Source organism: Photobacterium aphoticum (assembly GCF_001029435.1).
GTDB classification, from domain to species: Bacteria; Pseudomonadota; Gammaproteobacteria; order Enterobacterales; family Vibrionaceae; genus Photobacterium; species Photobacterium aphoticum.
In genome coordinates this window covers 601,173-626,362 of the sequence record NZ_LDOV01000010.1, presented here as the reverse complement: position 1 = coordinate 626,362, position 25,190 = coordinate 601,173, and the positions used below count along the sequence as shown (strand labels likewise).

27 protein-coding genes are annotated in these 25,190 nt (G+C 48.6%); 14 read left to right on the top strand and 13 right to left on the bottom strand.

Features of this window, described 5'->3' with window-relative positions:
• Positions 1-119: 119 nt before the first annotated feature.
• On the bottom strand, positions 120-686 hold the full coding sequence (locus tag ABT58_RS06855; RefSeq protein ID WP_047873678.1) for a hypothetical protein: 567 nt from the start codon (positions 684-686) through the stop codon (positions 120-122).
• A 154-nt stretch (positions 687-840) separates the two neighbouring features.
• Positions 841-1,818, bottom strand: coding sequence for a GlxA family transcriptional regulator (locus ABT58_RS06850; RefSeq protein WP_047873541.1), 978 nt, complete (start codon positions 1,816-1,818; stop codon positions 841-843).
• A 115-nt stretch (positions 1,819-1,933) separates the two neighbouring features.
• Between ABT58_RS06850 and ABT58_RS06845 the strand changes: the two genes are divergently transcribed.
• The gene (locus tag ABT58_RS06845) at positions 1,934-3,778 is read left to right on the top strand and encodes a beta-ketoacyl synthase (RefSeq protein ID WP_047873540.1); all 1,845 of its coding nucleotides are present in this window, start codon (positions 1,934-1,936) and stop codon (positions 3,776-3,778) included.
• A 146-nt stretch (positions 3,779-3,924) separates the two neighbouring features.
• Complete coding sequence (locus tag ABT58_RS06840) at positions 3,925-4,803, top strand: PfkB family carbohydrate kinase (protein ID WP_047873539.1); 879 nt, start codon at positions 3,925-3,927, stop codon at positions 4,801-4,803.
• 182 nt (positions 4,804-4,985) lie between these two features.
• Here the strand turns inward: ABT58_RS06840 and ABT58_RS06835 are convergent, their stop codons facing one another.
• Complete coding sequence (locus ABT58_RS06835; RefSeq protein WP_047873538.1) at positions 4,986-6,281, bottom strand: DEAD/DEAH box helicase; 1,296 nt, start codon at positions 6,279-6,281, stop codon at positions 4,986-4,988.
• 302 nt (positions 6,282-6,583) lie between these two features.
• Complete coding sequence (locus tag ABT58_RS06830; protein ID WP_047873677.1) at positions 6,584-7,288, bottom strand: glycerophosphodiester phosphodiesterase family protein; 705 nt, start codon at positions 7,286-7,288, stop codon at positions 6,584-6,586.
• Positions 7,289-7,843: 555 nt separating this feature from the next.
• On the opposite strand from ABT58_RS06830, the gene ABT58_RS06820 reads away from it, so the two are divergent.
• From ABT58_RS06820 to ABT58_RS06805, 4 genes are all read left to right on the top strand, one after another.
• Complete coding sequence (locus ABT58_RS06820; protein ID WP_047873536.1) at positions 7,844-8,200, top strand: YibL family ribosome-associated protein; 357 nt, start codon at positions 7,844-7,846, stop codon at positions 8,198-8,200.
• A 167-nt stretch (positions 8,201-8,367) separates the two neighbouring features.
• Positions 8,368-8,946, top strand: coding sequence for a nucleoside triphosphate pyrophosphohydrolase family protein (locus ABT58_RS06815; protein ID WP_047873535.1), 579 nt, complete (start codon positions 8,368-8,370; stop codon positions 8,944-8,946).
• 312 nt (positions 8,947-9,258) lie between these two features.
• Complete coding sequence (locus ABT58_RS06810; RefSeq protein WP_082211007.1) at positions 9,259-10,545, top strand: MATE family efflux transporter; 1,287 nt, start codon at positions 9,259-9,261, stop codon at positions 10,543-10,545.
• 79 nt (positions 10,546-10,624) lie between these two features.
• A complete protein-coding gene (locus tag ABT58_RS06805; protein ID WP_107204981.1) occupies positions 10,625-11,446 on the top strand; it encodes an alpha/beta fold hydrolase in 822 nt (273 codons plus the stop codon).
• Between the two features lie 122 nt (positions 11,447-11,568).
• On the opposite strand, the gene ABT58_RS06800 is transcribed toward ABT58_RS06805, so the two are convergent.
• Together ABT58_RS06800 and ABT58_RS06795 are read right to left on the bottom strand one after the other, a co-directional pair.
• Positions 11,569-12,375: an alpha/beta fold hydrolase gene (locus tag ABT58_RS06800; protein WP_047873533.1), complete on the bottom strand. Its 807-nt coding sequence runs from the start codon at positions 12,373-12,375 to the stop codon at positions 11,569-11,571.
• 286 nt (positions 12,376-12,661) lie between these two features.
• The gene (locus ABT58_RS06795) at positions 12,662-13,036 is read right to left on the bottom strand and encodes a YgiW/YdeI family stress tolerance OB fold protein (protein ID WP_047873675.1); all 375 of its coding nucleotides are present in this window, start codon (positions 13,034-13,036) and stop codon (positions 12,662-12,664) included.
• A gap of 199 nt (positions 13,037-13,235) precedes the next feature.
• Here ABT58_RS06795 and cobU point away from each other — a divergent pair, with 199 nt between their 5' ends.
• From cobU to ABT58_RS23445, 4 genes are all read left to right on the top strand, one after another.
• A complete protein-coding gene (gene cobU, locus ABT58_RS06790) occupies positions 13,236-13,760 on the top strand; it encodes a bifunctional adenosylcobinamide kinase/adenosylcobinamide-phosphate guanylyltransferase (RefSeq protein ID WP_189595445.1) in 525 nt (174 codons plus the stop codon).
• A gap of 48 nt (positions 13,761-13,808) precedes the next feature.
• Positions 13,809-14,432 (top strand): histidine phosphatase family protein, encoded by a 624-nt coding sequence (locus ABT58_RS06785; RefSeq protein WP_047873531.1) that lies wholly within the window; start codon positions 13,809-13,811, stop codon positions 14,430-14,432.
• A gap of 103 nt (positions 14,433-14,535) precedes the next feature.
• Complete coding sequence (locus tag ABT58_RS06780) at positions 14,536-16,014, top strand: cobyric acid synthase (RefSeq protein WP_047873530.1); 1,479 nt, start codon at positions 14,536-14,538, stop codon at positions 16,012-16,014.
• A 208-nt stretch (positions 16,015-16,222) separates the two neighbouring features.
• A complete protein-coding gene (locus ABT58_RS23445; protein WP_053063004.1) occupies positions 16,223-16,759 on the top strand; it encodes a GNAT family N-acetyltransferase in 537 nt (178 codons plus the stop codon).
• A gap of 66 nt (positions 16,760-16,825) precedes the next feature.
• Here the strand turns inward: ABT58_RS23445 and ABT58_RS06770 are convergent, their stop codons facing one another.
• The 4 genes from ABT58_RS06770 to ABT58_RS06755 form a co-directional block, all read right to left on the bottom strand.
• On the bottom strand, positions 16,826-17,743 hold the full coding sequence (locus tag ABT58_RS06770) for an amino acid ABC transporter permease (RefSeq protein WP_082211006.1): 918 nt from the start codon (positions 17,741-17,743) through the stop codon (positions 16,826-16,828).
• Positions 17,744-17,755: 12 nt separating this feature from the next.
• Complete coding sequence (locus ABT58_RS06765; RefSeq protein ID WP_229821570.1) at positions 17,756-18,535, bottom strand: transporter substrate-binding domain-containing protein; 780 nt, start codon at positions 18,533-18,535, stop codon at positions 17,756-17,758.
• Between the two features lie 138 nt (positions 18,536-18,673).
• Positions 18,674-19,498, bottom strand: a complete 825-nt coding sequence (locus tag ABT58_RS06760) for an amino acid ABC transporter permease (RefSeq protein ID WP_047873528.1) — start codon at positions 19,496-19,498, stop codon at positions 18,674-18,676.
• Positions 19,499-19,512: 14 nt separating this feature from the next.
• Entirely contained in the window at positions 19,513-20,250 is a 738-nt protein-coding gene (locus ABT58_RS06755; RefSeq protein WP_047873527.1) for an amino acid ABC transporter ATP-binding protein, read from the bottom strand.
• A 366-nt stretch (positions 20,251-20,616) separates the two neighbouring features.
• Here ABT58_RS06755 and aroG point away from each other — a divergent pair, with 366 nt between their 5' ends.
• Complete coding sequence (aroG, locus tag ABT58_RS06750) at positions 20,617-21,672, top strand: 3-deoxy-7-phosphoheptulonate synthase AroG (RefSeq protein ID WP_047873526.1); 1,056 nt, start codon at positions 20,617-20,619, stop codon at positions 21,670-21,672.
• A gap of 136 nt (positions 21,673-21,808) precedes the next feature.
• Here aroG and ABT58_RS06745 read toward each other — a convergent pair whose 3' ends face one another.
• Together ABT58_RS06745 and ABT58_RS06740 are read right to left on the bottom strand one after the other, a co-directional pair.
• A complete protein-coding gene (locus ABT58_RS06745; protein WP_047873525.1) occupies positions 21,809-22,357 on the bottom strand; it encodes a DUF4136 domain-containing protein in 549 nt (182 codons plus the stop codon).
• A gap of 37 nt (positions 22,358-22,394) precedes the next feature.
• A complete protein-coding gene (locus ABT58_RS06740; protein WP_047873524.1) occupies positions 22,395-22,616 on the bottom strand; it encodes a hypothetical protein in 222 nt (73 codons plus the stop codon).
• Positions 22,617-22,851: 235 nt separating this feature from the next.
• Here ABT58_RS06740 and ABT58_RS06735 point away from each other — a divergent pair, with 235 nt between their 5' ends.
• From ABT58_RS06735 to ABT58_RS06725, 3 genes are all read left to right on the top strand, one after another.
• Entirely contained in the window at positions 22,852-23,340 is a 489-nt protein-coding gene (locus tag ABT58_RS06735; RefSeq protein ID WP_047873523.1) for a hypothetical protein, read from the top strand.
• 84 nt (positions 23,341-23,424) lie between these two features.
• The gene (locus ABT58_RS06730; RefSeq protein WP_047873522.1) at positions 23,425-24,009 is read left to right on the top strand and encodes a rhomboid family intramembrane serine protease; all 585 of its coding nucleotides are present in this window, start codon (positions 23,425-23,427) and stop codon (positions 24,007-24,009) included.
• Between the two features lie 107 nt (positions 24,010-24,116).
• On the top strand, positions 24,117-24,446 hold the full coding sequence (locus ABT58_RS06725) for a DUF1840 domain-containing protein (RefSeq protein ID WP_047873521.1): 330 nt from the start codon (positions 24,117-24,119) through the stop codon (positions 24,444-24,446).
• A 65-nt stretch (positions 24,447-24,511) separates the two neighbouring features.
• Here the strand turns inward: ABT58_RS06725 and ABT58_RS06720 are convergent, their stop codons facing one another.
• The gene (locus tag ABT58_RS06720; protein WP_047873520.1) at positions 24,512-25,153 is read right to left on the bottom strand and encodes a DJ-1/PfpI family protein; all 642 of its coding nucleotides are present in this window, start codon (positions 25,151-25,153) and stop codon (positions 24,512-24,514) included.
• Positions 25,154-25,190 lie beyond the last annotated feature (37 nt).

Below are 25,190 nucleotides of genomic sequence, written 5' to 3'. Positions count from 1 at the left end.
CGAGTCGGGTAAAAGTTGGAATGTCGATCACAAAATGCGAGTGGGTTCACACATTTAAAGTGAGTTAAAAAGTGGAAATGTGATGGGTAAACTTGCGTTATGAACGGCGTTGTATTGTTTTACTCGTGATAGTAATCATTGAGGCAAGTAAAAAATGCAGTAATGTCATTTCGATTCGCATTAAGGCGATAGCGATTGGCATTGTCGCGCAGCTCGAAGTGACCTTGATCGGTTTTCATTAATCCTGACAGCACATCAAAGGCTTGCTTATCGCTGGTTCCCCCCAGAATAACCAGACGAGATACGGTATGTTTGGTGCCATTATTGCGCCAGTTGGCGGTGAACACTTCAATGGGCTGGCCAGAGCGGTAGTAGCTGATATTTTCAAACCCAGTGGGGTGGGAGATACCGGTTTTCATTGCGACATAACGTTGGCGATAGAGATTATCTGTGATGAAGGCAATTTGCAGATTTGGACGAAAGGAACGACCCTCCTTTTTGACCAAATGGTAAATGTCGAGGCGGCACTGTTTTTCGCTGCTGCTCACTTTACTCGTCGGGTGACGGTGATCATTCACAGCCGTCTTGGCCTGTACGCCACACACAGGCAGCAGGATCAATCCGATGGAAAGCAAAGTGCCTACCGTACCGGGCAAACAGCGGGATAGAGGGCTGACAGTTTTCATACGCATCACAACATAATCACTATGACGTTGTGATTTTAGGCGGGAATGCGCCTTGCAAGCTGTCTCAAATCAGCGACATATCAGTTGTTTAGCATATATCTCTGTGCATTTCACATTCTGTGACGCTGTCACTGTTGTGCGTGGTAAAGGGAAGTTAAGGCTTGTAGGTCTTGGCTTTTACCATGCGACGGTATTGTGTCGGTGTAATAGCAAAGTGTTTTTGAAAGCGGGTAGAGAAGTGGTAGGCATCTTTGTAACCCACCTGTTCTGCAACATCTTGCACCGACATGCCCACATCACGCAGAAGCTGTTGTGCCGATTCTAAACGAAGGCGTTGCAGGTATTGATGCGGCGTTTCACCGACTTGATCGGTAAATTTACGATTAAAGCTGCGCAGCGGCATACCACAGTGATCGGCCACACTCTGTGCCGTAATAGCATGGGAGAGATTACGCTTCATCCATTCCTGTGCCAGTGCGATGGATTCATCAAACTGCAATTGCCCACCGATTTGATAGAAAGGTTGTTGGCTGGTTTTTGAAATCTCGTGGCCGTAATGGGTTTCAATGGTATTGGCGATAGGTTGTCCGAACAACTGGGCGATTAGATACAAGATCATCTCTGATTGCGAGTTAATACTGGTAGTGCAGAATAGGTTATTTGCTGCGGTAATGGACGCCTGTCGGTTCAGCGTGATGTTCGGATAACGCGCGGCAAAATTGTCGTAGTAATACCAGTGTGTGGTGGCGACCTGGTGATCAAGCAACCCTGTTTCTGCCAGCCAAAGTACGCCTGTGCCGGTGGCAACCAGCTTGGCCCCTTTTTGATGTTGTTTTACTAACCAAGGAATGATCTTCGGATCACGTCGGATCGATTGCAGGGGATTGCCCCACATGGGTGGCAAAATCAAAATATCGAACAGCTGTTCATCGTCGTAGGTGATATCAGGCTGCAAACGCAGACCCGCTGTCACTTTAGTGGGAGCCAGCTTGGGGGCTATCAATTTGATACTAAAGGGCGTTTGCCGCTGTTCAAGGCGGGGGCGCAGGCTGGCGGCACTAGAGAGCATTTCTGCCGCCAATGAGATCCCTGTGATCAAGGCGCGTTCATAAAGGAGAAACCCAATGTTCATGTCTGTTGATTATAATTGGCCTGAATGGCGGTCATAATGGCACAAATGACAGGTGAATGAACAGTGTAAATCGGTAATCTATAGGCATTAAGGAAGCTAAGTGGGTTTGATAAAGATGAAATTACCTTTGATTGTCGGTTTTGGTGGCATGAACGCTGCAGGGCGTAGCTCAGGCTTTCACAGTTATAAGCGTATGGTGTCGGACGTTTTATCTGACGCAGACATGGCGTCAACCTGGCAGGATTTGGCCCGTCGTATGGGGTTGTCAGAGACTGACAGTCTGAATGCGGACATCATTGATGCAATTAAGGCGGGTACATTAGTCCGTCGTATCGAATCGTTTGATCCGGACAATTTGCTTTATCAATACAAAGCCTCGTTGCAAAGCAGTGATACGATCACTTTTACGTTACGTAAATCCAAACTGCCAAACCGTATTCCGGACAATTGGCAGGTGGAAGAGCAAGGCAGTAAAGTCACTATCACCGTAACGGGTGAGCTGGGTGCACTGCTTGAAGATCGCGTGTCATTTCCTGTCACCAGTGGCGGTAATATTCCTACTGGTTTTGACCCAGCCAAACTCTATCAATCCCGTTTTCACCCACGTGGTTTAAGCCTGACCATCTATGGTGCGTCAGATGCCTTGAATTCATTGGGGATGGATTGGGACACCATTTTGCAACACATCGAGCCGGATCAAGTCTCTGTGTATGCGGGCAGTGCGTTGGCACAGGTGGATGAAAATTCATTGTCTGGCATGTTAGCCGCTCCGCTAACCGGTGGCCGTGTCAGCTCCAAGATGATGGCACTCTCGTTAGCTGAAATGCCAGCGGACTTCATTAATGGTTATGTGATCAATAGTATTGGTACCACAGGCACCAACATGGGCGCGTGTGCCACTTTCTTGTATAACCTGCGTCAAGGTATGAATGATATCCAGCAGGGACATTCACGAGTAGCCATTGTAGGTAATGCGGAAGCTCCTGTTGTGGCAGAGATCATGGAAGGTTTCCGAGTGATGGGCGCTTTGGCGGAAGATGCGCAATTGAAGGCACTTGATAACAGTGATGTGGTCGACAACCGCCGAGCATGCCGTCCATTTGCTGAGAATGCCGGTTTTACCATGGCCGAAGCGGCACAATTTGTGGTGTTGATGGATGATGAATTGGCGCTGGAACTGGGTGCCAATGTGTATGGCTCGGTAGCGGATGTGTTTATCAATGCTGATGCCAATAAAAAATCTATCTCGGCACCGGGTGTGGGTAACTATGTGACGGTTGCAAAAGCGGCGGCGTTGGCAAAAGCCATTTTGGGGCCTGAAGGGGTGAAGCAGACGTATGTGCAAGCCCATGGTACCGGTACCCCACAGAACCGTGTGACAGAGAGTCATATTCTGAATGAAGTAGCCAAAACTTTTGAGATTGATCAGTGGCCGGTCGCGGCGATTAAGTCTTATGTTGGCCACTCCATGAGTTGTGCGCCGGGCGATCAATTAATTGCCTCTCTGGGGGTATGGCAGTACGGCTGGATCCCGGGGATTCAGACCATTGACCAGATTGCAGATGACGTTCACCAGTCTAACCTGAACATTCTGACTGAGCATTTCTATGCCGGTGAGAAAGGGGAAGCCATGAAAGCGGTGATCCTGAACGCCAAAGGGTTTGGTGGTAATAACGCTTCTGGCCTGGTGCTGTCTCCTCAGCAGACGTTCAGTATGCTAGAGAAAAAATACGGTGAGTTGGCCATGGCCGCTTATGCAGAAAAGCATCAGCAGGTAGCGGCACAAGCAGCAGCGAACGATCGTGCGGCGTGTCAGGGTGAAGAAGTGATCCGTTACCACTTTGGCGAGAGTGTGATGGATGAGCAATCAGTGACCCTGTCACAAGAGAGTGTGCAATTATCTCAGTTTGGTCACGCTATTCCGTTGAATTTTGCGAACCCTTACAGTGATTATTGTTAAAAATCAGTCCGTATTGGCATAATGACGAAATGAACTGCAGCGCGAAATCGCTGCAGTTTTTTTTATCCTAAAATCAGATCATAAGCTCACATCAGCGGATGTTGGGCAAAGAATGCAGAAAGGAATCTGGGTAAGGAGAATTCGGGATGGCAAACATTATGTTGTTAGCAAACCTTAATTGCGATCGTGTTCTGGCATTGGAAGAACCTTTGCAAGCCGGTGGGCGTCATCATTATCGTGATTTGGGTCGGCGTTTGGGCGGTGGCGGCGCGAACACCGGATTAGGTTTAGTCTGGGCGGGACACCATGTGGCGCTCGTCAGTCAAATTGGGCGCGATGAAACAGCGGATTGGTTGCTGGCCGAAGCGAGCCTACAGGGGCTCAACTGTGGTTTGTTACACCGTAATGATATCGTCACGCCCGAGTTGATGTTGCTGATGACACCTGACGGGGAACGTACCATTATCCGTCCAGAACGGCCTCGCTTTGTGTTGGGCAAGGTGCCAGCGTTATCTCAATGGGATGCACTTTATATTAATACCTCAGCGGAAGGGGTGGAATCATGGGCGCAAGCAGCGGTGAACGACTCTCAGCATGCATTGCTGGTGGTAGCACAGCTCCCGAAAGGTGAAGAGCATCGACCATGCCATGTTCTGATAACCTCGAAGTCAGATTTGACGGCACATCGTGAGCGAGGGCATCAGACAGAATCAGACTGCTCGGTGTGGGAATACGGCGTGTCGGTTGCCGGTCAGTCTCTGCGCTATTTTATTGTGACAGACGGTGAGCATGGGGCGACCGCATACAGTCAGGATGATTCTGTCTTTGTTCCTGCTGTGAATACTGAAGTGATCGACACCACGGGGGCCGGTGATGCTTTCGCGGCGGGCGTGATACATGGTTTGCTAAGTGATAAGCCGATTGATGAAGCGATGCAAGATGGCGCGAAATGGGCATCTTTTGCCGTTGCGACTTCAAGTTCCATCCCCGGCGGGCCATTTAAGGCTTACATACAAGTGCAGTAGATTGCCCTGAAGAGACAACATGATTTGCCTGTGGAGATCAATCACGGGGAGCGATTCCTTAACGTATCGCTTTAAAACAGCCATAACACTGCAATAAAAAAGGTTAGCCAATGGCTAACCTTTTCTGAAGATGTCGTTTACGTGTTTAACATAGAGTGCCAAACACGCTCACTGACTGACAATTACTTATTCAGCTTGGTGATTTTAGACTTATTCAGTACCGCGCGACGTAGGCGAGCACGACGCTCTGCGTCAGACTGCTGCTCAGTCGGGTTGTTGGTACGGCCACGACGATCACGGAAGGCTGGTTTGTTGTGCATTTTATCCAGTAGCGCATCACGGCTCTTTGGCTCGTAACCGGCTAGCTCTACACGGCGAATACGTTGTTTGATCAGCGCTTCAACCTGAACTAGCGTCAGTTCTTCATCACGGCTAACGAAAGACACGGCGTGGCCTTGTAGGCCTGCACGGCCAGTACGACCGATACGGTGTACATAGTCTTCCGCCAGGAATGGCATGTCGTAGTTCACTACGTGAGGCAGGCCTTGAATATCCAGACCACGTGCAGCCACTTCTGTCGCAACCATCACACGTGCTTTACCTTCTTTGAACTCATCAAGCGCACGACGGCGAGCACTTTGTGCTTTGTCACCGTGGCATAGTACCGCTTTAATGCCGTCCAGTTTCAGTTCTTTAACCAGTTCATTCGCGGTTTCTTTGTAGTTCACGAAAACCAGTACTTGCTGCCAGTTTTTCTTACCGATCAGTTCAGACAGCAGTTCACGTTTGCGATCTTCATCTACCGGGTAAACCACGTGAGCAATGGTGTCAGCGGTAGCATTCTCTGGGCTAACAGAAATACGCTTAGGCTTACGCAGAATGTCACCAGCCAGTACGTTCATTTGGCTAGAGAAAGTCGCAGAGAACAGCATGGTTTGTGGGTGGTTACGGATATCCGCCATGATAGTGCGGATAGCAGAAACGAAGCCCATGTCCAGCATGCGGTCAGCTTCATCGAAAACCAAGAATTCAAGGTTCGCCAGGAACAGGTTTTTCAGTTCCATGTGCTCAATCAAGCGGCCAGGTGTTGCAACAAGAATATCGACACCTTGCTCCAGTACGCGTTCCTGAGAAGACATTTTTGTGCCGCCGTAAATGGCTGCCACTTTCAGGTCGGTGTACTTGCTGTAGTCTTGAATGTTTTTCGCGATCTGAGCAACCAGTTCACGAGTTGGCGCCAAAATCAATGCGCGAGCATGACAACGGCTGCGTGATTTTGGTGTGTCCAGAATTTGCTGGATGATTGGCAGAGAAAACGCTGCAGTTTTGCCAGTGCCGGTTTGTGCGTTGGCAAGAATATCGTTTCCTCGACGAGCATGTGGAATCGCTTGTTGTTGGATTGGGGTTAATTTCTCGTAGCCGCACTCAGTAAGGGCGCGGACAATGTCCTGAGAAAAGTTTTGTGCTGCAAATGACATTCTTATTTCCTAAAGCAGACGGCTGAGCCTGACAAAAATATGGTCGGTGATTATAGATGAATAATAGCGAGCTGTGGGGACTATTTTACGGTAATTGCCGGTAAATTGTGCAATTAGCATAAAATGACAGGGTAACGGCAGCAGATAAGCTGCTCAGAGATAAGTGAAAGTACACAGGAATGCACAAAACAGGGAGAGAAATTGGTTATCGGGCGTGTCACGTAAGGCGTCCATGAGGGCTGCTAAGCCAACGAAAGGGACGCCTTAAGCGGTGACTGGTCGTTAATAGAGATAACAGGCCGTTAGAACTGATCCGGACAATCCGTGATGATCACATCCACGCCCATGTCCGCGAAGCGTTGCTTCTGGATAGGATCATTCATGGTCCAGATTTGTAACTGCAGGTTCGCAGCTTTAATGGAAGTCGCAATGGCCGGGGTCAGGATGTGATGATCCATGTGGACACTGAACAAGTCGAGTGGTTGCAGGGTATCTAATTGGTTCGCAGACCAGTCTTCGCAGATGTAGCCTCGGCGTACATCGGGCAAGACACGCTGGCATTGTTCCAGTGCCGCGATCTCAAAGCTGGAAAGGATGAGTTTATCCGCAGGGAAATGGATGCGTTCAACCAATGCCGCGACGGCATTCACCAATGGTATGGATTCTGGCGTGTGGTGTATTTTGAGTTCGAGGTTAAGGATGAGATCTGACGCTAAACATTGCTGCATCGCTTGTTCCAGCGAGGGGATAGTTTGCGCGGCAAATCGAGGATCAAACCATGAACCGGCATCGAGACTTTGTAATTGTGTCAAGGTCATTGAAGATACATTACCCGAGCCATTGGTACAGCGTTTGACAGATTCGTCGTGAAAAACAACGGGAATACCATCGGCGCTCAGTTGTGTATCTATTTCGATGCCGGTTGCGGCAGTAGTGGCAGCTAAGCGAATACCCGCGAGCGTGTTCTCTGGGGCTAATGCGGCAGCGCCACGGTGTCCTGCAATGATCATAGTCGTTATCGCCTTAATGTCAGACATATTGGCCTCATCATAAAACATCTTAATGAAGGCGGCTATGACTAGGCGAGATCAACGGCTTACGTTCATTACGTCATGAAAACGTTACATTCAGATCATGCCGTCGGGAATGAAAGAGCCAACAGGGTTGCCGATGTCAACGAAGAAAATATTGTGGCAGCTATGGCAACGGAACTTTTGGCACTTCTTGTGGGTGAAGTGTTTTTCAATAAAACGGCGCTTAACACGAGAGAATGCTGGTTTTCCACAATTTAGACACATAACGAGATAATCCTTTGTACGTCATTTATTTGACGGAGTATAAAAGGACTTTTTGACACTCTGGGTGATCCACTTCACATTATGAAGTAACCTATAATGCCCGTGATTGCATATCGTCGTTTCCCTCGCATTTTTCTTCTTACTGATAAAATTGAAGTTAATAAATTCTGCCCTTAATGGTAGGAGTTGTTATATAATCTCCTGTTCAGCAATATTTCTTGAGATTTTGCCTCAAGACGTTGTCGTAAATACTAAGGTAACTACATGAATTTAAAGCAAGAGCTTCAGCAACTGAACAACCGTTTGGATAAGCTTCGTCGTAAATTGGCGGGTGCAAAAGATCGTGGTGATCAGGCAATTGCTGGTCAGGCAATGCAAGAGATTGAAACTATTACAAAAAAAATCAATCAAGTGAAAGGTCAGAAGCAGCGCCAGCTTTCTAAGCAAAGCGGTGATGTGAAGTCTTTGGCATTCAAACGTGCACTGACGAAAGCTGAACAAGCGGATATGGGTAAGCTGAAAAAGTCTGTTAAAGGCTTGGTTGTGGTACACCCAATGACTGCATTAGGCCGTGAAATGGGCCTGAAAGAAGTGACTGGTTTCGCCCCGAAAGCATTCTAATCACGCGTTCCATTTTACCCGTTTGTTGATTAAAACGGGTGAAAATGTGCGCCAGAAAATTGGCGATGCATGTGTATGAGTAAATGCTCAATACGACATGACTGGGTATTTTATAAAATCTAAGGTGGTATGAATTTACCTTAGAGATGATGACAAAGGAATTTTGCATGAAGCTGGCTGTATTGGATCAAGCGCTATTCGATCACCTTTACCGTGATATTCGTGAGTTTCGCGAGACGTTTGATTTGGACATCGAATCACCTGCGACTTTGAATGCGCAGGCAGATGCATTACACACCTCGTTGGCTGTTGAAGAGCTAACAGAATTGGCGGAAGCGGATTCACTGGTTGAGCAGGCAGATGCGATTGTCGATTCTGTGTATGTATTGATGGGGCGCTTGGTGCACCTTGGCGATGCAACGGTAGAAGCGAATATTGGCATTAGCTACCTGATTGACTTGCTACTACAAATTGCACAACGTTTGGGCTTTGATTTTGTGGCATGTTGGGATGAAGTGCATTCAAGCAACATGAGCAAAGTGTGCCGTAATGAGCAAGAGTTTGCAGAAACTCAAGCGCATTACGCTGAGCAAGGTGTAGAGATTGTCGGAAGCCAGAAAGGCCCTTACATCATCGCAAAATGCGGTAAAGATGTTGACCTTGGTGGTAAATTGGTTCGTCAAGGTAAAGTATTGAAGTCAATCTATTACCGTCCAGCCGATTTGGTCAAAATCGTCACGGCATAATCCCGCTGCATTAAACAAAGAGCCCGATCTGTATCGGGCTTTTTTGTTGCTCTTTTTTTGCTTGCAGTTCCTCGCTGTTATATGCAGGCATTCTCACTGCGATATACCAGAGCGACGAAGGGGGAGAGAGGAGATACCTATCATCCATTTCATTGCGGCAGAGGCTTTCCCTATACTGCAAAGAGTCACCCTTCTTTATTTCATCAATGTGGTTTTTAAGCGATGGTTTTTAAAAGAAAGTCGGTGGAGCCAACGCGTGCTTCTTCTCCGGAGAATGACACCCCAACGCCTCTTGGTCGCCAATTGTTCGATATGACGTGGCCGATGTTATTCGGCGTGCTGTCATTAATGAGTTTTCAGTTGGTTGACAGTGCCTTCATCGGCCAACTGGGTATTTTACCGTTGGCCGCACAGGGCTTTACATTGCCGATGCAAATGGTGGTGATTGGTCTGCAAGTCGGGCTGGGCATTGCGACGACTTCCTTGATTTCTCGCGTGTCAGGTTCGGGAGAGACGCACCGAGCCAAGCAACTTGGTGGGCTAGTGGTACTAACCGGCGCTGTCAGCGTATTCTTGCTTGCGTTGGTGATTTGGTTCGGCCGCGATTGGATATTGCTCCTGCTAAGTGCACCTGACACTGTCTATCCGGTCATCGACAGTTATTGGCCCGTATGGCTGGCCAGTTCCTGGTCTGGTGCCATGCTGTATTTTGCTTACAGTCTGTGCCGAGCCAATGGTAATACCATGTTGCCGGGGATCATGATGGTCGTGACCAGTGTACTGAATATGGCGCTGGATCCGCTATTGATCTTCACCTTTGATATGGGTCTAAACGGTGCTGCCTGGGCTACCATCATTGCGTTTGGTATTGGTATGCTGGTGGTGTATCCCAAGGTGTTACAACGTCACTGGATGACCTTTGATTGGCAAGATTTGGATGTGGTTGCATCCATGAAAGAGTTAGTCCACATCATGGCACCCGCGATGATGAGCCAATTGCTGCCACCGGTATCCTCCATGTTGGCCACAAAATTAGTTGCCAGTTTCGGTGCCGCCGCCGTTGCAGCGTGGGCACTAGGATCACGCCTGGAGTTCTTCTCTATCGTCGTGGTATTGGCGTTAACCATGTCGATGCCGCCGATGGTGGGGCGGTTATTGGGGCGTGGCGAGCTGGAGACCGCCAAAGGCTTGATCCGCATTGCAGTGAAGTTTGTGTTGGTGTGGCAATGTGTGATTGCGGGGCTCTTGTTGGCCCTTTCACCGGTATTGACCCAGTTACTCACCAGTGAAGTCAAAGTCGCCGATATTTTATCGATTCACCTGATGTGGGTGCCAATCAGCTTAGGGCCATTGGGGATCTGTATGCTGATGGTGTCCATTTGTAATGCGTTGACGTTGCCTATGCGCGCGTTATTGATTTCAGCATTGAGGCTGTTTGTCTGCTTTTTACCGGCCATTTGGTTGGGGGCACAGTGGGCAGGGCTGCAAGGGTTGTTTCTGGGCATGTTAGTGGGTAACACGTTTGCGGGTATTGTCGCATGGGTGCTGTATCAACAAGGTTTGGCGGGCGTCGAACGAAAATACGCACAAGCCCAATAAATCGATATAATGTCGCTAATAATCAGACACGTATTGCGGAAAGCGGGCAGTGCGTGCAGTAAAAAAGGATAAATTGCGCGTGAAGACATTCAATGTAGCATCACAGACGATGCATTATCAGGACATCGGCGAAGGGCCGGTATTGGTCTTTGGTCACAGCTATCTGTGGGATCACACCATGTGGGCAGATCAAATCGCCGCACTGAGCCAATCATACCGTTGTATTGTGCCGGATTGTTGGGGCCATGGTCAGTCCATGGTTGCGCCTGCTGCTACCCGCAGTTTTGCTGATTATGCCCGTGATGTGTTGGCATTGTTGGATGCATTGTCTATCGAGACGTTCTCGTTAGTTGGGCTGTCGTCAGGCGGAATGTGGGCAACAGAAATCGCCATTCAAGCGCCTACACGTGTACAGGCATTAATCTTGATGGATACGTTCGTGGCGTTGGAGCCGCAAGTCGCGCATGCGAAGTATTTCAACATGATTGAAACTGTGGAATCAGCGCAGCGTTTTACCCCTGAAGCGGTGGATTTTATTGTGCCATTGCACGCTTCAACGCAGTCTGCAAATAGCGACTGGCTGATGGCGTTTAAAGACCGTTTGTTGGCGATGGGGCCGGAACAAGCCTGTGCATTAGCTAAAATGGGGCGCATGGTGTACGGTCGCCGCGATATGTTTGAAGAAGCGGAAGAGTTAACTATCCCAACGCTTATTATGGTGGGAGCTGAGGACAAAATGCGTCCTGTATTGGAATCATACCTGATGCACGATGGTATCGTGGGTAGTGAGTTGGTTGTGCTGCCAGGTGCAGGGCACATGATCAACCTTGAACAGCCAGACGTGGTAACACAGCATCTGTCCGCGTTTTTGAACAAGCATGTGTTGACGATGGCATCGTAAGTTATTTGTTTGTACAGAGCGTTGCTCTTACGAATGGATACAGAAAGAGGCAGTCACAAGTGGCTGCCTCTTTGTTTATGCGCATGAGGTTACGCTGATTTTGCACTGACTTTTGGTTGGGTTTATGCAGGAAGCGTCTGATAGCGTTGGATAAACGCAATAGAGTGTTGATTGAACTCATCTGGGCGTTCAACGTTGCACACATGCCCACAGTTATCAAATTCAGTCAGGAAGCTGTTTTTGTGCTTGCTGACCATCTCTTTCACCGGCTTGATGAACATGTAGTCATTACCCCCCATCAAATAGAGGGTGGGGATCGGCAATTCTCGCTCTTTGAAATACTTCATCAACGGGTTCACATCTGCCGCCAGTTTAAACCAGCGTTTGAACTCTTTCTGGCACAATTTCTTGGCATCATTAATGAACATTAAGCGGGATTCTTTTTGGGTCTTCTGCGGCATGACGATGTACGCAAACAGCCCGTATAACCACATATAAGGCAGGAAATGCTTAAACAGGTTGCCGGTTTTTACCAGAATTTGAGACTTCGCATCTAAGCGCGTGACCGCACCGCCTAATACCATGGTTTTCACTCGTTCAGGAGCGAGCTCAGCCAGATTGCGAATAATGATGGTACCCAGAGAAATGCCGACAAAATGCGCGGACTGAATTTTTAGATGATTGAGCACCTGCACGATATCGGTAGTGACGGTTTTGAACGTGTAAGGGTTCTTTATCATGTCCTGAAACATGTTATTGGAGCGGCCATGGCCGCGCAGATCAAGCAACAAGAGGTTGAAGTGCTGCTTGTAAGCCTTGATTTGCTTGAACCAAATCGATGAACTTCCTCCCGCACCATGGACGAAAACCACCCATTCTTTACTGGTTGGGTGCTGGTACGTTTTGTGGAACAACAATGCATCAGACATGAAGGTACTCAAAAAGAATCGCTAGAAGGATTGTAGCATGACGAAAATGGATACATCAGACGCGATATGTGAGTGATTGTTAATGGTGAGCCTTATAGATACCAGAAATCAATATCCAGATGCCAGATAACACCATGAAATGAAGGGGTTAATGATTCAATGGATTGTCAGAGTGTGATGAAAATCTAACTAAGTATGAGATCTTAGACAGGTGTACGACAAATCAAGCCAGCCTCATAATGAGGGCTGGCTTGGAAGAAAGGGCGTGTAGGGGGAAGCTGGGGCGTTACAGTAGCTGGATACGATCTACTTCAATCTCTGGGGTATTGCCGCCTTCATATTCGCCGAACAAACGTACCTTGGTGGTTGAATCAATCGCCGTTGGCCACTGAATGTCATCATCCAACTCCACCTGAATTTCTTTTGTACCGTCACTGAAAATGAAGGTGTCATGGTTCAGTTGCTTCACCAATTGACCTTCTACGATGGCTTGTTTCTCAGTAAACATACCGGTGTCTTCCAGCAGTTTAGCCACAGTCACCGTTTCAACCGGGCCATTGTATTGAATCATCGCACGGTCGTTATGGTCACGTTCACCGGCAAAAGAAACCGTTGGGATAAGTACAGCAGCTGTTGCAATGGCAATCACAATATTCTTAATCATCGTTCTATCTCCTTGTGTTGATGGTTGTATTAAACAACACGGCATGTGAATGAATTCTGAGGGGAATATTCAGATTGCGTTCATCTTTAAAATTGTGTCCGCAACGAGATATGCGTAATAAATCAGTTGTTGTTAGTGAAAAGTTTTTTAGAATGATAAGGAATAACTCCTCGATATTTCAGATGCAGGTTACACAGTGACAACAGAACTGATTCTGGGCGGTGCGCGCTCAGGAAAAAGCAGCCATGCAGAGTGGCAGGCCATGCAATCTGGCAAGCAGGTTGTCTACATTGCTACCGCAACGGCCGGTGATGAAGAAATGGCTGAACGTATTGTGCGTCATCAACAAGACCGCCCCGCAGAGTGGCAATTGGTTGAAACGCCGATCACCTTAGCGGAGACCCTTCGCGCCTATGATCACCCTGATCGTTGCTTATTGGTGGACTGCTTAACCTTGTGGCTGACCAACTGCTTGTTTAACCGCGATCTGGATACAGATTGGCCCGAACAAAAAGCGGCTTTATTGTCGGTGCTGGACAGTGTGCAAGGCCATGTCATTTTCGTCAGTAATGAAGTCGGCCAAGGCATCGTCCCGATGGGGGAAATGTCACGTCGTTTCGTGGATGAAAGCGGCTGGCTGCACCAAGCGTTAGCGAAACAAGTGGATCGCGTCACCTTTGTGACAGCAGGGATCCCGCAGGTATTAAAAGACACGGCATGATGGGACTTCATTCAACGCAATGCCAACACGTCAATCAGGAGAGGCAATATGGATAATGGTGTGATTACACGTATTGATATTTTGCGACATGGCCTGCCGGACGGTCACGGCTGTTTACGTGGCCATACGGATTTTGCTATTACCGAAGAAGGTTTGGCACAAATGGCTCGCGCCGTGCAGGGATTGACGGATGTTGAGTACGTGGTGACATCGCCATTAAAACGCTGTCAGGTCTTTGCGGAGCAGTTTGCTATTCAGCAAGCCGTGCCTCACCATCACGCTCCCGAATGGATGGAAATGGACTTTGGTGATTGGGACGGACAGAGCCACCAGGCATTGTGGGATAGTCTGGGTGAGACGTTAGGCCAATACTGGGCCAACCCTTGGGCGGGTACGCCGCATACTGGTGAGACCTTACAAGCCTTTGATGCCCGTATTCAGGCGGCCTGGCAGGACTTACTGCGTGTCTGTCACGGCAAGCGTGTATTATTGGTGACGCATGCGGGAGTGATGAAACAGCTGATGCGTATTTTGCTTGATATGCCCGAAAATGCCGGTTATCTGCAACGCATCGATTTGCCGTATGCTGCCCGTTACCGCGTCACGGTTTATACCGATCAAGATGGTAGACACTGGCCACAGATCCAATGGCCGGTTGAGCAACAATTTTAAGCGTCAATGAATGCCGAGCGTAAAAGCACGCTAAGCGTTAAAAGCACACAAGATTAAAAGATTGGCGCGCAACATGACGCGCGAACAAATAAGCGAGAAAACAATGCAACCTACAATAAAAGCGCTGATGGTACAGGGCACCACCTCGGATGCAGGGAAAAGCGTATTGGCAGCCGGCTTGTGCCGAGTGCTGGCTCGACGGGGGATCAAGGTCGCACCGTTTAAATCACAAAACATGGCGCTGAACAGTGCGGTGACGAAAGATGGCGGCGAAATTGGCCGTGCACAGGCTGTACAAGCGCAAGCCTGTCGTGTTGAGCCAACCGTCCATATGAATCCGGTGCTGTTGAAACCGAATACCGATGTCGGCGCGCAAGTGATTGTGCAAGGCAAAGCTTTAGCCGATATGGATGCGGTGGGGTATCACAACTACAAAAAAGTGGTGATGACGCCGATTATGGAATCTTTCGACTTGCTACAGCAGGAGTTTGAGACCGTCATCATTGAAGGGGCGGGGAGCCCGGCGGAAATCAACCTGCGTGAAAACGATGTGGCGAACATGGGCTTTGCTGAAAATGCTGATGTGCCGGTGATCATCGTGGCTGACATTGATCGTGGTGGGGTGTTTGCTCATTTGTATGGCACCTTGGCCTTGTTGTCACAGTCCGAGCAAGATCGCGTAATAGGTTTTGTGATTAACCGCTTCCGTGGTGACATTAAATTGCTGGAATCGGGCTTGGATTGGCTGGAAGAAAAAACCGGCAAACCGGTGTTGGGTGTGTTGCCGTATATTCACGGTTTAATGCTGGAAGCGGAAGATGCGATTGATGCCCAGCAAGTGGATGCAGAAGGCGAGCAATTACGTGTTGCCGTCCCTGTTTTGACCCGCGTAAGTAATCATACTGACTTCGATCCGTTGCGTATGCATCCGCAGGTTAATCTGCAATTTGTCGGTAAAGGTGAGCAAATTCCGCCATCTGATCTTATTATTATTCCAGGCACTAAAAGTGTTCGCAGTGATCTTGCCTACTTAAAAGCGCAGGGTTGGGATCAACAAATTGCACGTCATTTACGCTTAGGCGGCAAGGTGATGGGTATTTGTGGTGGTTACCAAATGTTGGGTGAATCCATCGCTGATCCTGACGGTATCGAAGGCGAGCCGGGAACCAGCACTGGTTTGGGTTACTTACAAACATCGACCGTTCTGGCACCGCATAAACAGCTGAAGCTGGTGAACGGAACGTTGACGTTACCGGACCAGCCGACCGTGCCAGTAAGAGGTTATGAAATCCATGCTGGTGTAACGGAAGGGGTACTGAACGATGCTCCGGTGTCGCTTCCTGATGGGCCAGATGGTCAATTGGGTGTGGATGGACAAGTGTTCGGTACGTACCTGCACGGCATTTTTGAGCAGCAAGCAGCTTGTGATGCCATTTTGCATTGGGCGGGGCTCGCTGCGACACAAACGCCTGACTTTGATGCACTGAGAGAGCGAGGGATAGACCAAGTGGCTGATGTGATAGAAGCACACATGGATCTAACCAAATTGTGGCCGGAGTGGGCGGATAAATTCGCCCGTTAATATCCATCACGGTAAATCCATTACCGCAGGCGAGTCACCGTAAGTCTGTGACTAGTTAGTACGGTTATCCGGCGCCTTCGTGAATATCGTTAAGTTTGCGGGTCATGCACCTGCAAACTGACAAGGATAATACGCATCAATCTGTCGTCAGGCACTGATCGTTGTATGCCGCTTGGGCGTACAACGCTCTGCAGATAAAAGAGGGATGATGATGGAACTAGATATTTCGCCGAGTATTCGTACGCCTCGTCTTTATGTCCGACCGTGGCATGAAGGTGATTTAGCTAGCCTGCACAAAATTATGTCTAACCAATCGGTGCATACCTATACGGAAGAAGCGCCGTGGACGGAAGACAAAGCCCGCGCGGTTCTGGATTGGTTTCACTCCAACAAATCTGGCTGGAAATGGAAAGCGGGGTATTTTAACTGCCCGCTCATTTTGACAGATTGTCACACACTTATTGGTCGTGTTGGCCTCAATCCCTATGGTGAAGATGATGCTATCGCGGAAATCGAATGGACGATTTGCGAAGAGCATTGGCATCAAGGTTATGCGACGGAAATCGGTAAAGCGATTTTGGAGTATGGCTTCAGGGAAGGGGGATTTAGCAGCATCATCGGGTTTACCGCGATCCGCAATATGTCCGCCCGTCAGGTCATGAAGAAGATCGGGATGGAGCACATCGGCGATCGTGAACAGCACAACCGTAAGCTGTCGATATTCCAAATTAAGCGAAGCCAATAACATCCATTAAAAACGGGAGCGATGAGTGCTCCCGTTTTTCGTTTGAATGGCTTGTTTGTGTCTGTCTTAACGCACAGTATGGCGCTGGCTGCGTTGTTCCAGTTTGCTGAACAAGAAAGACAATACCAGACATAATGCCAAATAACCTGCGCCTACCAGCAACCAGATTTCAAAAATCAAACCCGATGAGTTCGCGATCTCGCTTCCCACAAAGGTAAGCTCCTGAATAGAGATCAGCGAGATGATCGATGAGTCTTTCACCAGTGAGATAAATTGCCCGGCAAGCGGCGGCACAATGCCACTCAGTGCTTGTGGGAAAATCACAAAACGAAAGCGATCCCAACGACTGAGCCCTAAAGAATCGGCCGCTTCCCATTGGCCTTTAGGGATGGCGTCAATCCCCGAACGGATCACTTCGGCAATGTATGCAGCGGCGATCAGTCCCACACATAATACGCCTGAAAACAGGTTTTCCCACAATTTTGCTGGGCCAAATAGCCAGGCTTGCAACGGATTGATCGCATCACTGTGATTACGCAGGATGTCACTTAAGCCCAGTGCTGGGATCAATTGGCTGGAAATGAAAAAGTAGAAGATGAACACAAAGACCAGTGGCGGAATGTTGCGTACCAGCTGGATATAAGCCTGTGCCGGCAAACGTAAAACCTGCCATGGTGAGCGCCTTGCCAGCGCCAGGCACAACCCCAATAGGCCAGCAAACACCATTCCCCATAGGCTCAGGCGAATGGTCGCAATCAATCCTTGGAAGAAGTAGGGCAATTCACCGTTGGCCCCTTGACTGAAGATCAGGCTAAACGCTTTTTCCCAGTGCCATTGATAATGGATACCGACGGCCGAACGGGCATAGAGCCAGACGGCAAACCCCGCAATAATCACCAGCAGGATGCCGTCTAACGTGTTAAGACGCCAACGTGTCGAGGCAGGTTTCCTCGACACGGTTTGCGTGTGTGTTTGAGAGTCCACGTGCGCCAAGACTTATTGTCCTTCTGCTACTTGGTTCTGCCAATCCAGAGTAGTGAACCAGTAATCGTGACGCTCTTTCAGCCAACCGTCTTCGGTGCGTAGTAGGATCCAGTTGTTGAAGAAGTTCAGCAAATCAAATTCGCCCTGACGAATCGCAAAAGCTTCAGATCCGCGGCTCAGGCGCTCAGTAAACGGCAAGTACAATTTGTCTTTGTACGTGATCGTCATTTGCTCTGGTTTCGGTGATGACGCCAGTACCGCGTGCGCATTACCGTTGAGCACTTCCTGGAAGGCTTGTGCTTCATCATCAAACTGGCGCAGTTTGGCTTTCGGGAAGTATTTCTTCGCCGTTTGTACCGTAAAGGCACCACGGCGAACCGCCAGTGTGACGCTGCGTTTGTTGTAATCAGCAATGGTGGCTTTATCGCCAGCCATTTCTTTGTTAGCCGCTAATTGCACACCAGAATGGGCATACGGTGCAGTAAACAGTACGCTGAGGTTGCGCTCTGGCGTAATAGACAGACCGCCAATGATCACATCAAATTTGCCTGCAAGCAGGGCAGGAATAATGCCGTCCCAAGCGGTTGGGATGAATTCAACTTTCAAACCGGCATCGCTGGCTAAACGGCGCGCGACATCGACTTCAAAGCCGACCAATTCGCCTTGTTTGTCACGCATGGCCCAAGGTACAAAAGTCGATAAGCCGACACGTAAGGTGCCACGCTCTTTAATTTCGGTTAGGGTAGATTTCTCAGCCGCTTGCGCGATGGTGGCCGTGGCGAGGATTGCCATGGCTAAAAAGGCAGAAAAAAGACGTTTCATGCTTCCATTCTCCTGTGATTTTAAAAAAGTCAGCCACGTAATGCGGCCATATAAATGTTGTTGTAATACGTGCGATGGTACGGTTAATTGCCATTTTCTATGGCATGCTTAATGAGGTTGAGTCGCAAAACGGTGAGCAAGCCACGCGGCTAAACCGGATAACGCAAGGGTGACACACAAATAGATGGCCGCCACGGTGAACCACACTTCAAAGGGCATGGCGGTGTCGGCGACGATATTTCGCCCTTCAGTGGTCAGGTCAAAAATGGCCATGACGCTGACAATGGAAGAGTTTTTAACCAGTGAGACGGCTTCGTTTGTCAGTGGGGGCAAAATGCGACGGACCACTTGTGGCAAAATCACGAAGCGGTATTTGTCGAACGTGCTGAGTCCTAAGCTGTCACTCGCTTCAAACTGTCCACGATCGATACTGTTTAAACCGGCTCGGAAGATCTCGGCGGTATAGGCACCTTGAAACAGAGACAATGCCAATACCGCTGTGGTAAAGCGCTCTAAGCCCAGCATAGGGCCAAAGACAAAATACAGCAGGTAGATTTGGACGAGCAGCGGGGTATTACGGATCAGCTCAATGTAACCGCGCGCGAGAGCACGCCCGACAATGGAATCGGACAGGCGAAGCAACGCCGTGATCAAACCGATAGCCAAGGTGCAGAGCAAACTGACAGCGGAAATTTCCAGCGTGACGCGTAATCCTTCCAGTAATTCGGCAGGGAACCATTCACCGTCTTCGACAAACCAGAGGTATTGCGGAATGCGATACCATTGCCAGCGATAGTTCATCGCTTCAGCACCGCTCTGTAATAACCAATACAAGGCGCCCGCGACAATGGCGATTTGCACCAAGCCTGACAAAACAGGTTTTACGATGCGAAATGCAGTGTGTGTATGAGATGTGGTGGGGGATTGATGCATGTTTTCTCCCGCACTCAGTAACTTAAAATTTGTTGCAAGAATTGCTGTGTACGCGGGTGTTGCGGGCTATCGAACAATTGTGCAGGTGGCGCCACTTCAATGATTTCCCCTTCATCCATAAACACGACACGATCGGCGACCTGACGGGCGAAGCCCATTTCGTGCGTCACACACACCATGGTCATCCCTTCATGCGCCAGGTTTTTCATCACGTCGAGTACTTCGCGGATCATCTCGGGATCGAGTGCGGATGTCGGCTCATCAAACAGCAAAATGTCGGGCTTCATACACAAAGAGCGGGCGATAGCGACACGTTGTTGTTGGCCGCCAGAAAGTTGCGCGGGGTACTTATCGGCTTGATGGGCAATGTGAACGCGTTCCAGGTATTCCATCGCTAAAGCATCCGCTTCTTTGGCAGACAGTTTCAGCGTGCGACGGGGAGCGAGAGTCAGGTTCTCGCGTACTGTCATATGCGGGAATAAATGGAAGTGTTGGAACACCATCCCCACTTTGCCGCGAATACCGTGCAGGTGGCGTTTATCCAGTGGGTGGCCCGCGACAGTAAGCGTGCCTTGGTCGAACTTTTCCAATCCATTGATACAGCGGATTAATGTGGATTTACCGGAACCGGATGGCCCACACACAACCAGTTTTTCACCACGCGTGACCGTGAGGTTAATATTTTTAAGCGCATGGAAATCTCCATACCATTTATCAATATTGCGAAATGCAATGACCGCATCTTCAGCCATGTGATTAACCTTGGTGGCACGAAAAATTATTGAACTTATGTTATTGCTTTGAAAGAAAGATTTCAAAGTAATGTTCTATTAATCAGTATTTAGCATGAATTATTCAACAGGGAATGATCAAATCGTCTAATTTATGGGCTGGATAGGGAAAATGAGGACTAGAATGAAAAAAATGTGACATTCGACGAATTAGTGTTTGCACTGGTCATAGAATGAAGATAAGTTAAAGTCAATTGGATGTAGAAATTACTGTAAAAAATTCTTGTAAACCATTATTTACGCCTTGCGCTTTTTTACAGCGTGAGTTTAACGGTGAGGTTTATTGAGTCAGATTTACGGCTAACAGAGTTGATTCAGGAAGTAACCATGTACAAAACCGATGATGTGCGTATTCGCGAAATTAAAGAACTGCTCCCACCTGTGGCTGTACTAGAGCGTTTCCCGGCGACGGAAGTCGCTTCTAAAACGGTTTATCAGGCGCGTCAGGCGATTCATAAAATTCTTAACGATGAAGATGATCGCCTGCTAGTGATTGTTGGCCCATGTTCAATCCACGATCCTGTCGCGGCATTGGAATACGGCAAAAAACTCAAATCACTGCGAGATGAACTTAAGGGTGAGCTAGAAGTCGTCATGCGTGTGTACTTTGAAAAGCCGCGTACTACGGTAGGCTGGAAAGGGCTGATCAACGATCCGTACATGGATAACAGCTTTAAATTGAATGACGGTTTGCGCATTGGCCGTAAGTTGTTATTGGATATTACCGATGCCGGTGTCCCGACAGCTGGTGAGTTCTTGGATATGATCACGCCACAGTACATGGGTGACTTGATCAGCTGGGGCGCGATTGGTGCCCGTACCACAGAATCGCAAGTTCACCGTGAATTGGCTTCCGGTCTGTCTTGTCCGGTTGGTTTTAAAAACGGCACAGACGGCAACATTAAAATCGCGACCGATGCGATTGGTTCATCCAGTGCGCCACACCATTTCCTGTCTGTGACGAAGTTTGGTCATTCTGCGATTGTTTCAACAGCCGGTAATGAAGATTGCCACATCATTTTGCGTGGCGGTAAAGAGCCAAACTACAGCCAAGAGCATGTTGCGGGTATTACGGATCAGCTGGCAAGTGCAGGGTTGCGTCAAAAGGTCATGATTGACTTCAGTCATGCCAATAGCCTGAAACAGTACCAGCGTCAGATGCTGGTGGCAGAAGATGTCGGTCAGCAGATTGCAGCAGGTAATAAAGCCATTTTCGGTGTGATGATTGAAAGCCATCTGGTTGAAGGCCGTCAGGACATCGTAGAAGGTCAGACACCAACGTACGGTCAAAGTATTACCGATGCGTGTATCGGCTGGGCAGATACGGAAAACGTACTGCGACAGTTAGCTGATAATGTGAAGACGCGTCGTCAGAACGGATAATCTTTCCGTAGTGCGACAAAGCCTGTCACACCATAAAAAGCCTGACACTGTCAGGCTTTTTTGATCTTGTCTTTGAGAGCCACTTTGGGGACTTGCTCTATTGGTGATCATACCGCTTTACCGGGAATAACGGTTGCTAGTAGCTGCTGGTACTGCTTGCCGTTACCTGATTGGGTGGGTATTCCTTGAACATTTCATGAATCTGCCCATCAATGAATTGACGACGAGAATTCGTACTCATGGATTCCGTCAGTTTTTTCCGTGAAATCGCCCGCCAAACAATCTGGTTATTGGCATTATCGATCAGTTCAACTACTAACTTGCCATAACGGTATTCTTCAAAATCCATCGGTGCACTATAGGCCATCCCCCAGCTTCGGTAACCGTAACCAAAACCAAAGGATGTACCGTAAGAACGGTAGTCACGTTGTTCGATAATGGAGTGACGAACGGTCAAATCAGCGCCCGCCGAGGCCTCACTCAATCCTTTCTGGTATAACTCACTGGCAATGGCCTGTTCGACTCGACCCGCATCCAGCGTGGTTGCGGTATGAGGCTGGCTGGGAGCAAATTGGTAGGTTTTGAATGCACTGTAATTGGTGCTCTGGCTATAGTCGGTGGCCACATCAGAACTGCATGCCGCTAATACACTACTTAACGCAATAAGAACAACAGGTAGGCGCATGGGGAGATTCCTTGTTGCGGGTTTATCTTTTGCTTGCTCACTCTTTCAGACAGGTGATCGTCGTTGGACTGGTGATCTTCATGCCGTCGTTAAATTCAATAGACAAAGGGTGTGCTTGTTCTGCTTTCTGACGCAGCGTCTCATGGCATGGAAACTGACAGTAAATTGCGAAATCACGATGCAAGCCATTGTCGAGAAAAGCCTCGAGAATGGGTGCGGTGTCGGCAATGAGTAATCGTGATGATGGGGTGAATTCCATAGGCGACCGAAGACCGTAATAGACAATTGACCTGATTAAATAAAAGGTAGTGGATTTGTATGCCTTTTGCGAATATATGGCACTGCGCAGTTGTTACATCCTAAGTAGAGAGTCAGAGCGGTGAGCGTGCCTATAAACCACTATGCTTAAAGGAGTACCCGTTAAAAACGCCATACAGGGAAGGCGTGTTTCGGGGGAAATATATGGATGAATAACAGTTGGGCGGTAGGTGGTTATGGGCCGACATTGGGTGGTAGTGATGATGTGTTCTTTGCTGGTGGCATGTATCAGCAGTTTTTATTCCAAACCTGAACCGGTTTTGGGTGAGGACATCGCAACGATTTCTGAAGAATATGTGAAGGCAACACGTGGCGGGTTGCTGGATTTTACCGCTGTGATACCGGCTAAGGTGTATCACCCCAAAGACGGTTACATACATTACGAACGTTTGTGGTGCCTCGACAGCGACAAAGGCTCCGTTGAGGAGTATCAGGCACTGATCAGTAAAGTGTGTCGCCTAAAAAGCGGTGAAATGAAAGGGGAGTGGTGTGTGAGTGACAATGGCCAGCAGCCACTGTTTAGCGCCGTGATGGAGCTAAATGGCACCACGTGTACCGGTGGGGATCCTGCCAGCATTATCCATACTCTTGAACCTATCTCATCGGTGAACAGTGCGGAATGGCAGCTCAGTGCTGAGGCGCTGGGTTTCCAAAAAGCCCAATAAGATTTTGTGTAATGGCGTGATGAGTATTTTCGTCTAAGCCTATGACGTGTAATGTATTGCCAGATTGTGCACAAGGAGGTGAATATGGAAAAGCGTATCGGCAATGCAATACGTGTGATTGGTGCCATCGTCGGTATTTGTGTGGTGGTGCATGTGGTGAACGTGCTGACACATGGTTACCTCACGCGTTATGGGTTAGTGCCACGCAGTTATGATCATTTAATCGGGATACTGACACACCCCTTTATTCATGGATCGTGGGGGCATTTGATCAGTAACATGATGTCCTTTTCGGTTCTGGCCTTTTTGGTGTCGCGTTCCGGTCTCTCACGCTTCTTTGCTATTTTTGCGCTGTGTTGGGCGGGTAGCAGCTTGGGTACCTGGATCATGGGACGAGAAAGCTACCATATCGGACTCAGCGGGATCATTTATGGATTGTGGGGCTATTTGCTGGTGTACGCCATTATGTACCGCAGCCTTAAATCCATTGTGATTGCGATTATAGTGATGTTTTTATATGGCTCATTTGTGTGGGGACTCTTCCCATTGCATGAAGGCGTGAGCTATGAAGGACACATCTTTGGAGGGCTGTCCGGCGGCGTGTTGGGTTACCTTTACGCGCTAAAAGATAAGCATCATCAAACCGCAGTGAACAAACAAGTTCGGTAACTTACATTTCGTCGACGTAAATTGCCAATTGCCCTTATTACACTCACACTTATAGCCAGATTTGAGCATCCCGTTTTCTGAGTGAATGCATGTAATGAGGGCATCCCATGTTAGTGACGTTTAAAAGTAAATCCAGTGCCGATATTATGATGTTTGGTGATGTGGCCCATCAGATGTTACGTATGATGGGGTATCCCGAACAGGTTCCCGGTGCGATTGAACCTGAAGACATTCCTACCGCCTTATCCAAATTAACCTTAGCGACTGAAAAAATTCATCTCGATGAGCAGGCCTTTGAGCATCTGGTGTCAGAGGAGTTGGATGAGGTCAATGAGTTGGATGTTGAACCCGCTGTCAGCCTGCACACCCGTGCCATCCCATTGATTGCCATGCTGAAGGCCGCCCAAGCTGCGGATGAATACGTGATGTGGGAGTAGGATACTCATCGTAACCTGTAAGGAATCATTTTTACGGGTTTAGGGGCTTTGTAATGACCTTGATCTTATTCGACAAGGTGTAGAGGCGCAAAAGGATCATCATCAGGATCATGGATCCAAAGGTGCTCTAATTGAATGGCGGTTTTGCGGGCAGTTTCTTCATTGATTAAGTGTGCCAGTAAGGCTAGGCACATATCGATGCCTGCCATGCCGCCAGAGGCTGTGAAGCGGTGATCATCATACACCCACCGTGCCACAGGCTGCCATTTTACGGCCTCGTTGAGGGCTGCAACCCAGTGAAAGTGTTTTTTGCTGGTGGTGGCGCGTCGTTGAGTTAACTGACCAGCCTTTGCCAACAGCGCCGCCCCTGTACCCAATCCGCACAGGTAGCGAGAGGGTTGATGCAGCGCCGTTAGCCAATGCATGAAAGGGGAGTTATCCAGCATCGATGTAATGCCTGCGCCTTCCGGAATGATGAAAACATCAAAAGAGGGATGAGCGTAGCAATCCTGCGTGGCATTGAGCATGATGCCTTGGTGACTGTTGATCGGCTCTGCCCGTTCAGAGATAAGTTGTATATCGAAGTGCTCTGGTAGCGATTGAAAAACCGTAAGAATGCTACTGAGGCTGAGTAAATCAATGCCGTCATAGAGTAAGACGCCAATCACGTAATGGGGTGGTGTGGCGGGTTGTGGAATTTCGGACATATCACCTCAAATACGTTAATAAAACAGAAAAGGCTAT